Raw genomic sequence first — 16,017 nt, forward strand, 5'->3', positions numbered from 1 at the left:
AACACTAGACCGGCAAACGGCGACATCCAGAGGAGCTAAAACGCATGACCAGCAAGCAGCAGACACTCTCTTTCCCGCGGTTGTCGTTCGACCGCCGAACCTTCCTCAAGATCGCGGCCGGCACCGCCGCGCTCACCATGACCGGCGCCCTAACGGCGGCGGTTGCCCAGGCGCAGGGCGGCCTGATCGCGCTCGTGCACACACAGGCGGCCGGCGATGCCGGACCCGTCGATTCCATGATCGCCCGGCTCAAGGAACTTGCCGAGGGAAAGGGGCTGGAGCACCGCGCCATCTATGCGCAGGATCCGGCCACTTACGAGACCATCTTCCGTACACTCGGCGATGCCGGCGCGGCGGTGGTGGTGTCGACCTTCAACGAGGTGGCGGAGCCCTTCAAGGCCGTCGCGCCGTCCTATCCCGACACCAAGTGGATCCAGTTGTTCGGCGATCCGTTCGAGCCGGCGATCCCCAACGTGGTGACGGTCTCCTACGACTATTACCTCGGCTGCTACCTGTCGGGCATCTTCGCCGGCCGCGTCAGCAAGACCGGCAAGATCGGCTTCATCGGCGGCATCTCCATCCCGCCGCTCAACGCCGACTTCAACGCGCTGAAGGCGGGCGTCCTGTCGGTGCGTCCCGACGCCACCGTCACCGCGGCCTTCGCCGGGTCCTTCCAGGATCCCGCCAAGGGCCAGGAAATCGCCACGCAGATGTTCTCCGACGGCATCGACTACATCCAGACCGACGCGGCCGCGACCGACTTCGGCATCATCGCGGCGGCCAACGAGGGAACGGGGCGCTATGTCAGCGCGCTCGATCCCGCGCAGTTCAAGCTCGGACCGAAGTCGCTGATCTCCATCGTCGGCCTCGATTTCGGCGTCTCGCTCCACAACGAGGCGACGAAAGCGATCGACGGCGACTGGGCCGGTGGCTCGCACGTCAATACGGGCCTTGGCACCGGCGTTATCGAGTTCATGCTGTCGCCGCTGTTCCAGGAAGAAGGCGACCCGGAGATGGTCGCCAAGTCGAAGGAGGTCTGGGCCGAAATCGAGAAGGCGAAGGCCGGCATCCTCGATGGATCGATCGAGGTGCCGTTCAACACGACCCTCTGACCAACGGACGAGGGGGAAGGGCATGCCGCGATGACGGGCAATGACGACGCGATCCTCGCCTGCCGGAACGTGAGCGTGCGCTACGGTGACGTGATGGCTCTCGACGACGTCTCGATCGCCTTTCCGCGCGGCATGATCCACGCCGTCGTCGGGCAGAACGGCGCTGGCAAAACAACCTTCGCCCGCGTCGTTTCCGGCCTCGTCCCGCCCAACCAGGGCACGGTCGAGATCGGCGGCAGCCTGATCGCGGGCGGCAATGTCAATGATGCCCGGCGCGCGGGCGTGGAACTGGTTCACCAGAGCTTCGCGCTGCCCCCGTCCTTCACCGTCGCCGAAGCCATGCAGTTCGGCGCCACGGGCGGAGCGCTCTACACGCGTTCCGCCCTGGAGCGCCGCTGGCAGGATCATCTCGACGCGCTCGACGTCAAGTTGCCGGCGCGGGCGCGAATCCGCACGCTGACGGTCGAGCAGCAGCAGGCGGTGGAGATCGCCCGCGCGCTGGTGACCGATGCGCGCTTGCTCATCCTCGACGAGCCGACGGCGGTTCTGTCGCCCGAAGGCGCGCAAAAGCTGTTCGAGCGTGTGCGAAGGCTGAAGGCGCGAGGCGTCACCGTCCTGCTCATCCTGCACAAGATTCGCGAGGTGTTGGCCATCGCGGATACGGTCAGCGTGTTGCGTGGCGGCAAGCTGATCGACGGACCGCTGTCGGCGGCGGGCATCGATGCCGACACGCTCGCCTCCCTGATCATTGGACCCTCGGCGAAGATGCTCGCGGGCGAGGATCGCGCCGCCCTGACCGGCGCCGCTGCTCCGCGCGGCGCGGAAGCCGAGGCGGTTCCGATGGCCGTTCCGCCGGTGGTGAGCCTTCGCGGCGTCTCGACGCGTCCGGACCTGGACGGACCCGCTTTGCAGGCGGTTGATTTCGCTGTGCAGCCCGGCGAAATTGTCGGCATCGCGGGCGTCGAGGGCAACGGACAACGCACGCTCGTGCGCGTCATATCCTCGCTAGCCGACATCGCCGCCGGTTCCCTCGAACTTGACGGTCGGGACGTCACCGCCGCCTCGCTTTCGCAGCGGCGCGGGGCGGGATTACGAGTGATTCCCTTCGAACGAAATGTAGAGGGGCTCAGCCTGACAAGCCCGCTGTGGGAGAACTGGTCAGCGGGCCGGTTGCTAGCCAGGCCGCTGCTCGCCGCCATCAGCCCCAGCGGACTACGCCGCGACTGCAAGACCGCGCTCGACGCCTGGGACGTACGTTACGCCGATGTCAGCCAGGCGGCGGGCGGGCTATCGGGCGGCAATGCCCAGAAGGTGATTCTGTCGCGCGAGATGGACGAGGCCGGCAAACTGATCATAGCGGCGCAGCCGACGCGCGGTCTCGACATCGGCGCCACCGCCTTCGTGTGGGATGCGCTGCGCAAGGCACGCGCCCGCGGCTGCGGGGTGGTCTTCGTGTCATCCGACCTCGACGAGATCTTCGATCTCGCTGATCGCGTGGTGGTGATGCTATCCGGCCGCATCGTCGCCGAATTCCGCCCGCCCTTCGACCTGGCCCGCGTCGGCGCGGCGATGACGGGAGCACGCGCATGAGCGGTAGCCTGAGCGCCATCATTCGGGCCCTTGTCTTCATTCTGCTGGCGCTCGCGATGTGCGGCCTGATCTTCGAGTTCGCGGGCTATTCCGCGCCACAAATGTTCCATTCGATCGTCGACGGGGCTTTCCTGCGCCGCAACGCCCTGGAGCATGCGCTGCGCTGGGCGCTGCCGCTGTTCATCACCGCGACCGGTGTAGTGATCTCGTTTCGCGCCGGCTACTTCAACATCGGCGCGCAGGGCCAGTTCTATGTCGGCGCCATCTGCGCGGCCTTCGTCGCGGAATGGCTTCGAGGCTATCCCGGGGGCGTAGTCATCCCGCTCTGCTTCGCCGCCGGCATGACAGGCGGGGCTCTCTGGGCGCTCTGGCCGGGCCTGTTGCGGCTGCGGTCCGGGGCCGACGAGGTGATCACCACGCTGATGGGCAATTTCCTCGCCGGACTACTGCTCGTCTATGTGACCGCTGGGCCGCTGAAGGACCCATCCGGTTCCGGCCAGCAGGCGTCGAGCCGTCCGCTGGAGGCGGCCTACCGCATCAGCACCTCGAACGGCGTGTCGCCGACCATCATCGGAATCGCGATCCTCGTCGGGCTCGCCGTGTGGTGGCTGGTCAACCGCACCGCCTTCGGCGTCCTGTCGGGCCTCGGGGGACGAAATCCCACCATGGTGCAATGGCAAGGCGCCAGCACCTGGAAGATCGGACTGGCGAGCTTTCTGATCAGCGGCGCGCTCGCGGGCCTGGCGGGAACCATTGAACTGATGGGACCGAACGGGCGGCTGGCCGGGGGCTTCCTGCCCGCGCACGGGTTCACCGCCGTGCTGATCGCGCTGGTGGCGGGACTGTCGATCACCGGCGCGGCGATCGTCGGCTTCTTCTTCGGCGGCCTGGCGTCAGCCGCCCTCTACCTTCCCGTCATGGCCGGATTGCCATCGGCCGCCATCGACATCATCAACGCGTCGATTGCGCTCTTCATCACCGCGCGGTCGCGGTACATCGACGCGCTCACCAAGGCTTGGAGGCGACCTTGGAAGACATCGTGATCGCCATCATGCGGTCGGGAACGCCGCTTATCTACGTCACGCTGGCCGGGGTCATCGCGCAGCGGGCGGGCGTGTGGCACCTTGGTCTCGAAGGCCTGATGATCACCGGCGCCTGCGCCACCATCGTCGGCATCGTGCTCACCGGCTCGGTCGTGCTCGCGCTGCTGGCGGCGATCCTCATCTGCATCGTCGGTTCGGTGCTGTTCTGGTTCGTCGTCGAGAAGCTTAAGGCCAACCAGATCATCGCGGGCCTCGGCCTGACCGGTCTCGGCCTCGGCGGTACCTCGCTCGCCATCCAGTCGATCTTCGGCAGCCAGGCGGCCATCAGCGCGCCGTTCGGCCTGCCGCGGCTTGGGGCCGCCTTCGGCGCCTATGGCGTGCTGTCGGTGCTGGTGCTTGCAATGCCGATCCTCGTGTTCCTGTGCTGGCTGCTGTTGTGCCGAACCCGTTTTGGGCTTCGGCTGGCGGCATCCGGCGAGCATCCCTTCGCGGCGCGCAGCGTCGGCGCGAACCCCTCGGCCATCCGCCTCGCGGCGCTCGTGATCGGCGGCGCGCTGTGCGCGCTGGCGGGCGCGGAACTAGCCGCCGGAAGCCTGCAGATTTTCTCGCAGAACATGACGGCCGGGCGCGGTTTTATGGGCTTCGCTGCGGTCATCTTCGGAGCTGGCCATCCTCTGTGGGCGACGCTCGCCGCGATTTTCTTCGCGGTCGTCGGCGCGCTCGGCATCCGCGCGCAGCTCGTCTTCGGCGACCGCGTGCCGCATGATTTGCTGCTTGGCCTGCCCTACATCGCCACCGTCTTCGGAGTCTGGCTCTCTGCGCGGCTGCGCGGGGGAGCCAGGTCCGCGACAGGCGGCTTTGGCGAATTGCGGGATTCCTGAGCGATGAAGAGAAAGCTCATTGTCCTGACGGATCCCGGCCAGGACCAGGCCGCAGCGATCCTCATGATGCTGGGCGCGCCTGACGCGTTCGAGGTGCTGGGTCTCGTTGCGACCGCCGGTAACATCGACTTGCGCCACACAGTGGCGAACTGCCTGAAGCTCCTGGAGCTGGCCGGCCGGCCCGATATCCCTGTCGTTGCCGGATGCCCGCGTCCGATGACGCGCGACCTTGTGACGGCCGTCCATGTACACGGCCCGACCGGTCTCGACGGGCCTGATCTTCCCGAGCCAAGCATCCAAGCGTCGCCCGTCCATGGCGTTGATTTCATCATCGAGACGCTGCGGCGGGCGCAGCCCCATACGGTGACGATCTGCTCGCTGTCGCCGTTGACAAACCTCGCCATGGCGCTGGTCAAAGCGCCCGACATCGCGCCGCGCATCCACGAGATCGTCGCCATGGCTGGTGCCTATTTTGAGGTCGGCAACATCACGCCTTCGGCCGAGTTCAACGTGTATGTCGATCCCGAAGCGGCGCGGATCGTGCTTGACGCCGGCATTCCGACCACGCTGCTGCCGCTCGATGTCACCCACAAAATGCTTTCGACGCGGACGCGGCTCGAGGCCATGCGCGCACTCGGCAACCGATGCGGCCCGGCGACAGCCGAGATGCTCGAATTCTCCGAAAGCTTCGACCTGCAGAAGTACGGCTGGGAGGGCGCGCCGCTGCACGGCCCCTGCGTGCCGACCTTCATGCTCGACCAAACGATCTTCGGGGGCAGGCAGGTCAACGTTTCGGTCGAACTGGCCGGCACTCTGACGCAGGGCATGACCGTTGCCGACTGGTGGGGCATCACCGACCGGCCGAAGAACGCGTTCTGGATACGCGACGGTGATCCCTATCGTTATTACGCGCTGCTTCTCGATTGCCTGGGGCGCCTGCCATGAGCGGGCTGCTCATCCGCGGCGCGTCGATTATGACTATGGATGCGGAGCACGGGACCGAGCCGTTTGACGGCGATGTACTCGTCGAGGGAACGCGCATCGCGGCTGTCGGCGCGGGGCTGGAGGCCGAGCCGGACTCGGAGGTAATCGACGGACGCGGCAAGCTCGTGATGCCGGGGCTCGTCAACGCGCACACGCATTCGAGCGAGACCTTTTTTCGCGGGCGCTATGAGAAGATGCCGCTCGAGGTTTGGCTGCTCTACGCCTACCCGCTGCTAATGGGGCCGGTCATCGACAAGGAACTCCTGCACCTGCGTTCGCTCCTGCTGGCGACGGAATCACTCAAGGCCGGCGTCACCACGATGACCGACTGCTTCTTCGATCCACCGGATCACGATCTCGACCGGTTGGGCACAGTGTTCTCCGCCTACGAACTCGCCGGCATAAGGGCGACTGTGTCCAGCGACGTCATTAACATCCCAACGCTCGCTGCCCTACCGTTCGCACGCGACGTCTTCCCGCCGGATATCCAGCGGATGATCGACTTCGGGCCGATGATCGGTGCACCGGAATACCTTGATTTCTGCCGGGCCGCCATCGCGGCCTTCCACGGCCGCGTCGGGCGATTGAACTTCCAGATCGCACCGTCCGCGCCGCAGCGCTGCACGGCCGATCTCCTGACCGGCTGCTTTGACCTGGCGCGGGCGCACGGCATGCCGTTCCACTGCCATGTGTTGGAAACCGTGACACAGGCCGTGACTGGACAGGAACTCTACGGTGGCAGCCTCGTCCGCTACATGGACGATCTCGGCATACTCGGGCGCAATACCACCATTGCCCATTCGGTCTGGGTGGACGACGCCGACATGGCACTTATGGGGCAGGCCGGCGTCAGCGTGGTGCACAATGCGGTGTCGAACCTTAAGCTCGGCGCGGGCGTCGCGCCGGTTCGCCGGCTGATGGACGCGGGCGTCTCCCTCGCGCTAGGCACCGACGGCGTCTCCTCCAACGACACGGCGAGCATATTCGACGTCATGCGCGCCGCCGGTCTGCTTCATGGCGCGAGCGGGCCCGATTCCAGTACTTGGCTCTCGGCGGCCGAAATCCTGCGGGCGGCGACCCTCGGCGGGGCGCGCAGCGCCATGATCGAGGACGACTGCGGATCGCTGGAGCCGGGAAAGGCCGCTGACATGATCCTGATCGATCTCAACGACTGCGCCTTCATGCCTCTCAATGACGTTGCCAAGCATCTGGTCTACGCTGCCAACGGTTCGAACGTGCGGACAGCCATTGTGGCGGGCGAGGTGGTGATGCGTGATCGCCGTATGGCCCGCTTCGACGAGGACGCGTTATTCGACGAGATTCGGGACCGGGTGCCGGCATATCTGCAGGCACACACGCTAGTCGAGCGGCGCAATGGTCTCTTGGAGCCATATTTCGCCGAGATCCACCGACGTTCCGCGGCCAGCCATTCGGGAGTTTATCGGTACGCGGGTGATGCGCCGCTGCGCCTGCGAAACTGGCTCCCTGCCCGAGCATAGTGTTCTCTGACTTCCGCGCGTTCCCCGACAACCATTCGGGCCCGTTTCCGACTCAGTTTGGCTCAACGGGTTCCGTTCCCGCCAGCGACAATCCGCTCCCGCTCAACCGCATTGCACTCCCGCGCTAGCGAATAGGCGTCCCGAGAAACGGCAATGCCATCCCGCGCGAGAACAATCTGTTCCCATCTAGAGGCAGTCGTTTCCCACCTATCGACAGCGCATTCCCACCCAACGACAATGCGTTCCCGCCAAACCACAACGATCTGTCGCCGAATTCCCTGCTGATGTGGATGCCGCCGCTGCGTTGTATGGAGCGTCTAAGCCGTTGAAGAGGCAGCGCGAATACAGTTTCTGAGGCATGCTTGCCTGGAAAACGCAGAGTTCCCTGTTTTCCGCTGCGAAACAGGGAATATCAGGAGAGACCAGTTAGCGGCAGATTGTACTCGGCACCACCCACGCCTTCTTCCCTACCGGTGCGTTCCGGCGTGGAATAGGGGCTCTAACGCAATCTCGATGATCAGGCGGCGCCGATCAGCCTGGCTTGCAGGAGATCGAGCTTCCCGCGACCGTACATCTGGCGCCTCACCAGCGTGAGCCGTGTGATCTGCCCCTCGGTCTGGCCGTTCGACCACGGCTCCGTTATGGCGGCATGGACGGCGGCGCGGTCGCGCATGATGCCGTTGGCGAAAGACGCGACCAGGCTCTGGCCGGCCTCCGTGACCCAAGCGTCCAGGTCGCTCGCGGCCTTCGTCCGGATCATCGCCTGGAACCTGTCGATCAGACTTCGGGCCTCGACCAGCATGGGCACGCCCGCTTCAATGGCGGCCATGGTCACCGTGTCGGATCTGCTGAGGTGATCGCGGGCCGTCGTCATCAAATGAGCGATGGTCCGGGCTGACGGTACCATCCGAAGCTGCTGGTCGGATGCGCGCTCGGCGCGGCGGCGGCGGGTCGCCCACTCGCCGACCACACGCAGTGAGCCGCGAAAGCCCTTGACCTGCAGGCGTCGCCAGAGTTCGGCACCGTTGCGGCAACCCGCGTTCCACATGTCGTCGAGCATCGGCAGGTGCGCTTCGAGGGAACTCTGCCGGATGCGGAAGACATCCGTTCTCTCGCCGCGGATCACCTGACGGACCTATGGCCGGTGCGGCGCACGATCTCCTTGATGGGAATGCCGTCGTCGGCAAGCCGCGCCATGACGGCATTTATCTCTTCACGTCGCAGGTATCCCTCGTACTGCAGCTTCTCCGCACAGGTCAGAAGATCAGGATTGATCTTGGCTGCACCGATCGCAGTCCGGATCGACCGCATCGACTTGCGTACGGCGTCCAGGAAGGCGGAACTCGCATTCTCCATGAGATGCCAGCGGTCCGCGACCTGGACCGCATCGGGCAGCGCCTTCGTCGCCGCCTCGCCGTAGCCGCCGCCGCGGTCGCGCGACACGACGGTGATCTGCCGGCCAGCCAGGCTCGGACCGTCGCGATCTCGCGGTCGGGCAGGAGAGCGACGATCCGGCGCCGCTCCAGATCGCACACGATGCTGCCGTAGCGATGGTTTCGGCGCCACGCCCAGTCGTCGATGCCGATGACGTTCAGCGGCGCCTCAGGCAGCTTCGACCGCCTGCGGACGACGCGCAGGAGCGTGTCATTGCTGACCGGCACCATCAGCCTCTTGGCAAAGCCGGCGGCCGGTCTGCCACCCAGCGCCAGCCCAAGATGATGAACGAGACATTCGAGACGCGACGTCCGCCGGGAACGCTCGGCCACCACCTTGTCCTCAAACCGCTCCGCGAAGATGCGTCGCCGACAGAACGTCGCCTCGCAGGCGAACCGGCGGGCCGTAAGCCGAAGCCGGACTTTCCTGCCGGCACACGGAAGATCGGCGATGATCCTGACGTATCGGCTGTGGACGCGGCCGGAGAAGCGGCCGCAGAGCGGGCACGCTCGACGCTCGGCAGCCGACCGTGCAGAAACGACCATCATCCCCTCGTCCACGGCGGCACTCTCGACAACCAATCCGGCCGGGATCAGGGACGACAAACGCATGATGTTCGCCATGGCGCTGATTCCCTTTGTGAAAGAGCGCCAATCGGGCACGCAAAATCATCAGATGTGAGTCAGAGCCCTTTTTGGATGCCGATCACCCCTGAAACGAGGGCCTTATTCCACGCCGAAACACACAGCTCCAGCGAACGGCCGAAATGGTGAAGGGTTTCGGGTGCCGGCAGGCGTACGAAAGCCTCTCATGCAGGAACCCGCGGGCCACAGTCGATGGCTATGGGGATTTCGAACTGCGGCCGATTTCGGCGATGGCTCGACCGACGGTGGGAAGTGCGGTGATGGACGCGGACAGGCCGCTTCGTTACGCCTCGGCGCGGTATTGTCGGCCCCGCACGGTGCTCGTCGTAGGCCTGTCGGCGGCGACAGTCACCACGGGCCCGCGCTGGTCCGTTGCCGGAGGCGCAGCGCCTGCGGCTTGAAGCTAAAATACGCCATGCCAGGTCATGGGTCGTTTCCCCGGTTCGTCGACGACGCATCCGGCGGTCCTCGGGCTGCCTCCACCGTTCGAATACCTCGATGACGATGCGTCCGCCGCAGTAGGGGCATGGCGGGCGGAAGTCCTCCGGTTCGTCGGCGTCGCGGGGATCGACCCCCACCCGTCTGCTTGCGGCGGGCTCGCGGCGCGGCTCCCCCGCACCTGCGGGGATCGACCCTCGCATTGATGCTTGCCGCCACCTGGGCTGCCCATACAGCGCCCGCTGATTGCCCCCGAAGTCACTCGGTAATATACTTGGTTAGCGTGCGGGGCAGACCGCACAGTCCTACGACTGCAGCAATGGTCCGGGCGGCTACGACATTTCGCTGGCCTGAATAAGTAGCGACTACGAGGTCCGTCGTGGCTCGCGATTACCCACCCTTGTTTCTTGGACTTTGGATTTCAACCCAATCTAGAAAGCGTACTCGAAGTTCAAGGCCTTGCTGCGCAAGAAGGCCGGCAGAACTTTCGCCGCCATTGCCACGGCGATCGGCGACATTCGCGACTTATTCAATACTTAAGAGTGCAGAAACTTCTCAGTGTTGCCGGATATTAGGCATATCAAATAAATCGCATTCAGATTTAGCCACTAGGCAGAAAATATAGAAGGATATTGATTTCAACAACCACAATCAAAAAGAATATTATCCTTTTCGTATCTTCTTTGCAATCTCGACTGCTGCCTTTAGAAATTCAGCTATTTCGTTCTGGTGTATGTCAGGTGCCGCTTCTCCGTCGAAGGCGCTTCTGATGATCTTCATTCGTTCCTCGAGCGTCAGTTTGCCGTAGTTTTCCTGAGTGGTCGTCCATCTGTCATGACCGAGATTGGCGGCGATGGCTTTCGCGAGTCCCATCGATGCCGCCCGACTGTCGGCGAGTTTCGCGTGCATATGGCGGAAGCTGTGAGGTTTTCGGGGCGTCAACCCCGCAGCGATGAACGCCTTCTTTAAAACTCTGTTGATGATTTGAGCGTCCGACAGAAATTCCTTCGAGAGGGGCCGGAAACTTACTTTCGTCGCCTGGATCCCGCCTATGTCTGCTCTCGGGAACAGAGGATCGCTGTCGACAAAACCCTCAGTTCGTAGGAAGTCCACATACTCACGTATAAGTGAAATCCACCCGGGCTCAATCGGGATCATGACTGTGGTCAGGTTCTTACTGAATTTGGTGCTGACTTCGCGTCCTGGCTGATAGACAATTTCATGTTCGAGATCGATGTGCTTCAGTCTCAGCGTGACCAAGGCAGTCGAGCGGATTGCAGTGAGCCCGAACATAACCACGATCGCTTTGTCTCTTCGCTCCACCGGTGTCCGGACAGGCATCAACTTGAGGACCCGATCGACTTCACCAGGAGAGGGACAATCGACGATCCGTTCCATGCCAGCGCATGATCGGCGTTCCTTGGTTGTGAGGTTTAGGAACTCTATACTGGCAACCGAGATTGACCGCCGATATCCCGGCCGTTGACCAAGCCAAATCAGAAATCGCCGGACAATGGCCAGATTTGCGAGTATGACTGGCAAAGTGAGCCCCTTCTCCTTCAGACGAAGTTTAAAGGCGACCGCTTCTGCCTTCGAGATGCGGCCAAAATCTCGAAAATTGCAGAATTCCTCGAAGCGGAGGAGGCCTGCACGGTGGCTCTGGATCGTCTTGTGGTCATGGCCCATCGCATGCACTTCGTGATCGAAGAAGGCATGTTTTAGTCGTTCGTTGCCCGAATTGCGGGGGACTGTGGCGTTGCGACCATGACCCTTTCCCTGACTGCTTTGCGTTGATCCTGCGTGCCTATCAACCCGCAACCGGGAACTATTGGAGGAAGTATCAGACTCGATGAATCGTCCTAGTCCGTCCAATTGGGCGGCTACCGCATCCTGGAAGGAAGCCAGGTCGCACTGCTTGATACCCCTATTGAGGCGCGTTCCGCACCTGCTACAAAGCGCCTCGGCGTTGAGACCGCCAGTGCTGCGAGTGACGAATCTGACGCTATGAGGCTTCGGCTTGCAAACTTCTCGGCATCCGCAGCAGTAAAACTCTCCCGGCAAAGTACTATGTTTACGCTTCTCCCACCATGACGTGTGCCACGCATTGGCGACATGGCCGTAGATCATGGCGGGCTTCTTGTCGTCGATTGTTGTCAGTCCCGCTTTCAGCCACCCGGAAATCGTAGCCACCGAGCGATCAGAGGCTTCGGCCAGTTCGGCAATGGTGTAGGTTGTAGTATCGCTTACGCCCCACAGCTCGCGACGCTTGCTCGAACGGCTCATCGGGATCTCCCCTTCCGTCCGGATCGTACAAAGGGATCATCCCCGTGGGGATCACGCGAACTGGGGCGCGCATCGACAGCGGCTCCGCATGTGGCTTCGAATCGCTCGATGTCCGAGAGCCTCCACCGCGTACACCCGGAACCAAAGCGGACTGGCAGGGGGAAGGAAGGCACCGTCCCGCTCCACCGCCAGATCGTCGTCGGCGAAACGTCGAACCGTTCCGCGACATGGCGGACAGAAAGGAAAATACGTTGAGGATCTCGCTCAGGCATGATGTGCTCCGGGCTGCGGCGAGCGATAAAAAATCGCTGACCAAGGCCTGGCACTTCATGCGCGCGGCTGGTTCAAAGTCGCAGGCTTGCGCCTACTGTGAAATGCTGCCCGAAGTGGCGGGCTGCGTCGGTTCGCTCCGAATCGATACGAACTTTACAAATGCTGCCGCAGCAGAAGCGTCACGTCAATAGCCTCGATAACCCGAGCTACCAGCCTATGCGGAGCCGCAGAAGCTGGCCCAATCATTCATCATGTGTCTCCGCTTCTCCAACAGATCGCCACGTCTGTATGCAGCCTCAACTTTGTTGGAAATTGAATGCGCCAGCGCCATCTCGGCGACTTCGCCAGAGTAGTCGGTGTACTCGGCTGCCCAGTCGCGGAACGTGGAACGAAAACCATGCGGGACCGCAGCCACATCCATACGCCGCATGACCGCAGAGAGAGACATGTCGGACAACATCCCGCCTCGCGCCGCCGCGAAGATGAACTCCGAACCCTGAAACCGCGGAAGTTCTGATAGCAGCGACATAACCGTGGGCGCTAAGGGCACGCGATGTTCCTTTCCCGCCTTCATCCGCGAAGCAGGGATGGTCCAGATCTTTTGTTCCAGATCCGCTTCGCTCCAGCGCGCTCCGCGAACCTCCCCGGAGCGCGCCGCCGTCAGCACAAGAAACTCCAACGCACGAGCTGCCATCCCCTGCCTCAAGTGAAGCGCCGAGAAAAAGGTGGGCACTTCCTCGACCGGAAGCGCACTATGGTGCTTCACATTCATGACCCGACCGGGCTTGGGAAGAACCGCATCGAGATTGCCCTTCCATCGAGCAGGATTATGTGAAGATCGAAAGCCGGACACCGAAGCCCAGGTCAGCACGCTCTCCATTCGCCCTCGCAATCGGCTGGCAGTCTCGGTCTTGGCGAGCCAGAGCGGCTGAAGCACACCGACCACATTCTTGAGTTCGACATCCTCAACGGTCATTGACCCGATGGTTGGGAACGCGTAGGCCTCAAGTGTGCTGAGAACCTGCGCGGCATGCTTCTCGCTACGAAATTCGTGCCGCTTCGATGCATGCCAGATGCGCGCCGCCTTCTCGAAAGTCATTGCGTCCAACTTCGCTCGATCGCGGGTTCGCTCCTCGCGCCTTTCTTTTACCGGATCGACACCATCTCTGATGCGGATGCGAAGAGACCTGGCATGCTCCCGTGCCGCCGCCAGCGACACATCGGGGTATCCACCCAACCCGATCTCCCGCCGCCGCCCTCGGACCAACACCCGCAGTATCCAGGACTTGGCGCCACTTGGAGAAATCTGAAGACATAGACCAGGTACTCCGCCAACCGCGGTTAGTCCCGCGATTGCCAGACGCTTGATCTCGATCGCAGTCAGTTCGCGCGCGCGAGGCGGCAAGATAAATACCCCCCAAAAAACCCACCAACACATTGTGCGATGAGATGGGGCTGTTTGCAACAAGATGATGCTCAAATGTCCATTTTCTTATTAAGAACAGATGATTACTGCGACGACATGGAACGGCTTGAACACGTGCCATGGCAGACACTCCCTCCGCCAGACACCCTTACCAACTCATTCTCCTGCTCACGCGGAAGCGAAAATTTGTTGTTATTTCCGAGGGATATAGGGCAACGCCTGTTCACCTCCCAATCTTCGGAAGCCGCAATTCCGTTCTCTCCAGCCCCATTTTCTCCAACGCTGGCAACTACGCCGATTTGGTGGACAGCTTCTAAGTAACAGATTTAGCTAGCATTTTCGGATCCACGAACTCGCGTTGGATTTCAGTCGCTGGCGACGCGGAGGCGACCCAGAACGAACCAGAGACTTGCAACGACGGCAAGGGGGCCGACAGGAGACCGTCCAGTGTCCGGCGGCCTCGGCGAGATGGTGCGATGAAGCTTGATATCCATTGACGCTCTCGGAACGGGGTTGAGCTACGCGTCAGACGCTCGCTCCGGCGGGGAGTCACAACCTCAGAGATAAGTACAGCCTTATGGCGCAACCCACACGCCTCAACCATCCTAGGCGACGGCAAGTCCGTTGCGGGAACTTCGCGATCAAGTCGGCCTCCGAGAAATGGCCTCTCCTGAACTGGACACCCGCAAAAGCCTCGGCAGGTTTCATTTTGCTCCCGTCCAGACGTGAACATATCGGAATCGTTGCGGGAACGAATTCGAATCAAACGCGGCGAGCGAGCCGCTCAGTATTCGTGTTCGAGGGTTTTTGCGGGTGTCCTGCTACCCGGGGCATTTCACAACTGAGCATCCTTGATCAGATGGATCAGTGCCAGCTTGTCAGCAGTCCCTAGTGCTGGTGGCGCTGCGCATGGCACCTGAGGCATATCGTTCAAATAAACTCGTAGCAAGGCACCATCTTGCGGAACGATAAGCTGTTTCGAACAGGTGACGCGGCCGGACTGAACGAAGATCTCTCCCACCGACCGGACTTCGCGGTCTCACTTGATGCTCAAGCCGGCCATATCGATATTCGCCACTATCGCGCTCTTGAAAGTACGTCAGATCCCAAACTACGAATATCGCGACCTCTACGTTAACAATCATCGGGTGCTCGTCAATCCGCAGACTCGCTGGATCGTCTGTCTATCCCGCATTTGGTTCGAGCCGCCCGTTAAGCAGGCGGCTCGTCTCTCATATACATGTCTTACTCCCGTCTGCGACCGATCTGGCGGTTCTTGATGAGGATGCCTGCCAGGATCAAAGTGAAGGCAGCGAGCCTCAGCAGATAAAGCCAAGTTCTTTCCTCCAGCGGAATACGGGCGAACGCTGTGAGCGTCTGGTTGACCGCCAGCGCCCAGAACGCCAACGCGAAAAAGAGGAAGAGAGCGTCGGCGGTACGCCTCCAGAACTTAAAGAAGAAGACGCCTGCCACGAAGAACCCCATCGCGATCACGCCGGAAACAAACTCGAGCATGGCGCTACTCCGACTCCCAGACCAAGCCGAAGGTCAAAGACCCCACAGCCAAAAGAGACGCCAGATGGCGGAACACCTGCAGGTCCGAAGAGGGAAATATGATCAGTTCGATTATCACAACGGTGCTGTGGAGAGCGAGGAAGCCAAAGCAGACGGAACTCCACAACAGCAGGCGCGTACCGCTGCGGAAGTAGCCGCGCAACAGCAAGACAAAACAAGCGGCCGCAGTGAGGACACAAAGCAGATAGATGGATATTTTCAGAAGCTCGTTCACGACTACTGTCCTGGCTTCAGTTTGAATGCGTCCGAAAACGTCTTGAGTTTCTCGGCCGGCCCCTGGACGATCATGCGCCGTATCAAAGTCGGCCTTGCCCGGTATTCTTCGTCGAGCAGGCTTACCAGATTGTCGACTTCTGTGGAGGTCGGAGCATAGCGCGCCTTTCCGTTCTCCATGACGATCAGGCCGCTCGCGAGCAGGCGCTGCAGGCTCTCCTGGACCACGACGTCGCTGCTGCGCAGTTCGCCGACGAGTTCGTCATGCGACCAAGAGCGGTCGGGCTTCCGATGTAGCAGGAGGAGCAATTCCAACGCCCAGACCGAGCCGAAGGAATACTCGACCATTTCGATGAGGTCGATTTTCATGGCGCTCGAAGGACTATTTCCTGCCTGGCGGTGCGAAAGTAGCAGCGGTACACCGGGGCGGTTTACTCAGGACGTTCGGCTGTTGCAATCCTCATGGCCGATTTCCGGGAGCTGGAGCCTTATTTTCGCTGGTAGCCAATTCGGAAGGAACAATTCCGCATCCTGTGCGTTTCGAACGGTTCTGGCGGTGCTTGGTGGGTGGAGGGGTCGATGAACAGGATGCCATTCCGGATTCATCCCGACGAGACCGTTC

At 62.1% G+C, this 16,017-nt stretch carries 12 protein-coding genes and 2 pseudogenes; 7 read left to right on the forward strand and 7 right to left on the reverse strand.

All coding sequences use genetic code 11. From position 1 onward, the window contains the following. The first annotated feature begins 44 nt into the window (after positions 1-44). Genes ABGN05_RS13845 through ABGN05_RS13870 form a run of 6 tightly spaced genes read left to right on the forward strand, consistent with a single transcriptional unit; the run spans position 45 to position 7,109 of the window. A complete protein-coding gene (locus ABGN05_RS13845; protein WP_367954628.1) occupies positions 45-1,112 on the forward strand; it encodes a BMP family ABC transporter substrate-binding protein in 1,068 nt (355 codons plus the stop codon). 30 nt (positions 1,113-1,142) lie between these two features. Continuing rightward, positions 1,143-2,702 carry an ABC transporter ATP-binding protein gene (locus ABGN05_RS13850; RefSeq protein WP_367954629.1) on the forward strand — a complete coding sequence of 520 codons (1,560 nt, stop codon included), beginning with the start codon at positions 1,143-1,145 and terminating at the stop codon, positions 2,700-2,702. Further along, positions 2,699-3,745, forward strand: a complete 1,047-nt coding sequence (locus ABGN05_RS13855) for an ABC transporter permease (RefSeq protein ID WP_367954630.1) — start codon at positions 2,699-2,701, stop codon at positions 3,743-3,745. The genes ABGN05_RS13850 and ABGN05_RS13855 overlap by 4 nt, the downstream gene beginning before the upstream one ends. Further along, on the forward strand, positions 3,730-4,626 hold the full coding sequence (locus tag ABGN05_RS13860) for an ABC transporter permease (protein WP_367954631.1): 897 nt from the start codon (positions 3,730-3,732) through the stop codon (positions 4,624-4,626). The genes ABGN05_RS13855 and ABGN05_RS13860 overlap by 16 nt, the downstream gene beginning before the upstream one ends. A gap of 3 nt (positions 4,627-4,629) precedes the next feature. Continuing rightward, positions 4,630-5,571 carry a nucleoside hydrolase gene (locus tag ABGN05_RS13865; RefSeq protein WP_367954632.1) on the forward strand — a complete coding sequence of 314 codons (942 nt, stop codon included), beginning with the start codon at positions 4,630-4,632 and terminating at the stop codon, positions 5,569-5,571. Then, positions 5,568-7,109, forward strand: a complete 1,542-nt coding sequence (locus ABGN05_RS13870; RefSeq protein WP_367954633.1) for an amidohydrolase family protein — start codon at positions 5,568-5,570, stop codon at positions 7,107-7,109. The genes ABGN05_RS13865 and ABGN05_RS13870 overlap by 4 nt, the downstream gene beginning before the upstream one ends. 517 nt (positions 7,110-7,626) lie before the next feature. Here ABGN05_RS13870 and ABGN05_RS13875 read toward each other — a convergent pair. The 3 genes and pseudogenes from ABGN05_RS13875 to ABGN05_RS13880 form a co-directional block, all read right to left on the reverse strand. Beyond that, positions 7,627-9,166 (reverse strand): annotated as a pseudogene (locus ABGN05_RS13875) (ISL3 family transposase). Between the two features lie 444 nt (positions 9,167-9,610). Then, positions 9,611-9,738: pseudogene (locus ABGN05_RS30245) on the reverse strand (IS91 family transposase); the annotation flags it as partial. Positions 9,739-10,288: 550 nt separating this feature from the next. Beyond that, a complete protein-coding gene (locus ABGN05_RS13880) occupies positions 10,289-11,908 on the reverse strand; it encodes a tyrosine-type recombinase/integrase (protein ID WP_367954634.1) in 1,620 nt (539 codons plus the stop codon). Positions 11,909-12,159: 251 nt separating this feature from the next. Here ABGN05_RS13880 and ABGN05_RS13885 point away from each other — a divergent pair, with 251 nt between their 5' ends. Next, entirely contained in the window at positions 12,160-12,372 is a 213-nt protein-coding gene (locus tag ABGN05_RS13885; protein WP_367954635.1) for a hypothetical protein, read from the forward strand. Positions 12,373-12,395: 23 nt separating this feature from the next. On the opposite strand, the gene ABGN05_RS13890 is transcribed toward ABGN05_RS13885, so the two are convergent. The 4 genes from ABGN05_RS13890 to ABGN05_RS13905 all read right to left on the reverse strand — a co-directional run bounded on the left by ABGN05_RS13890 (position 12,396) and on the right by ABGN05_RS13905 (position 15,764). Further along, positions 12,396-13,619, reverse strand: a complete 1,224-nt coding sequence (locus ABGN05_RS13890) for a tyrosine-type recombinase/integrase (RefSeq protein WP_367955133.1) — start codon at positions 13,617-13,619, stop codon at positions 12,396-12,398. Positions 13,620-14,852: 1,233 nt separating this feature from the next. Then, positions 14,853-15,122, reverse strand: a complete 270-nt coding sequence (locus tag ABGN05_RS13895; RefSeq protein WP_367954636.1) for a DUF5985 family protein — start codon at positions 15,120-15,122, stop codon at positions 14,853-14,855. 4 nt (positions 15,123-15,126) lie between these two features. Beyond that, positions 15,127-15,396 carry a DUF5985 family protein gene (locus ABGN05_RS13900; protein WP_367954637.1) on the reverse strand — a complete coding sequence of 90 codons (270 nt, stop codon included), beginning with the start codon at positions 15,394-15,396 and terminating at the stop codon, positions 15,127-15,129. Positions 15,397-15,398: 2 nt separating this feature from the next. Beyond that, the gene (locus ABGN05_RS13905) at positions 15,399-15,764 is read right to left on the reverse strand and encodes a hypothetical protein (RefSeq protein WP_367954638.1); all 366 of its coding nucleotides are present in this window, start codon (positions 15,762-15,764) and stop codon (positions 15,399-15,401) included. Between the last annotated feature and the right edge of the window lie 253 nt (positions 15,765-16,017).

The organism is Aquibium pacificum (assembly GCF_040839445.1).
Lineage (GTDB): Bacteria > Pseudomonadota > Alphaproteobacteria > Rhizobiales > Rhizobiaceae > Aquibium > Aquibium pacificus.

Coding starts and splice junctions, on each gene's coding strand:
- ABGN05_RS13870 (WP_367954633.1), top strand. CDS start 5,568: ATGAGCGGGCTGCTCATCCGCGGCGCGTCGATTATGACTATGGATGCG.
- ABGN05_RS13905 (WP_367954638.1), bottom strand. CDS start 15,764: ATGAAAATCGACCTCATCGAAATGGTCGAGTATTCCTTCGGCTCGGTC.
- ABGN05_RS13855 (WP_367954630.1), top strand. CDS start 2,699: ATGAGCGGTAGCCTGAGCGCCATCATTCGGGCCCTTGTCTTCATTCTG.
- ABGN05_RS13880 (WP_367954634.1), bottom strand. CDS start 11,908: ATGAGCCGTTCGAGCAAGCGTCGCGAGCTGTGGGGCGTAAGCGATACT.
- ABGN05_RS13895 (WP_367954636.1), bottom strand. CDS start 15,122: ATGCTCGAGTTTGTTTCCGGCGTGATCGCGATGGGGTTCTTCGTGGCA.
- ABGN05_RS13845 (WP_367954628.1), top strand. CDS start 45: ATGACCAGCAAGCAGCAGACACTCTCTTTCCCGCGGTTGTCGTTCGAC.
- ABGN05_RS13890 (WP_367955133.1), bottom strand. CDS start 13,619: ATGTGTTGGTGGGTTTTTTGGGGGGTATTTATCTTGCCGCCTCGCGCG.
- ABGN05_RS13850 (WP_367954629.1), top strand. CDS start 1,143: ATGACGGGCAATGACGACGCGATCCTCGCCTGCCGGAACGTGAGCGTG.
- ABGN05_RS13865 (WP_367954632.1), top strand. CDS start 4,630: ATGAAGAGAAAGCTCATTGTCCTGACGGATCCCGGCCAGGACCAGGCC.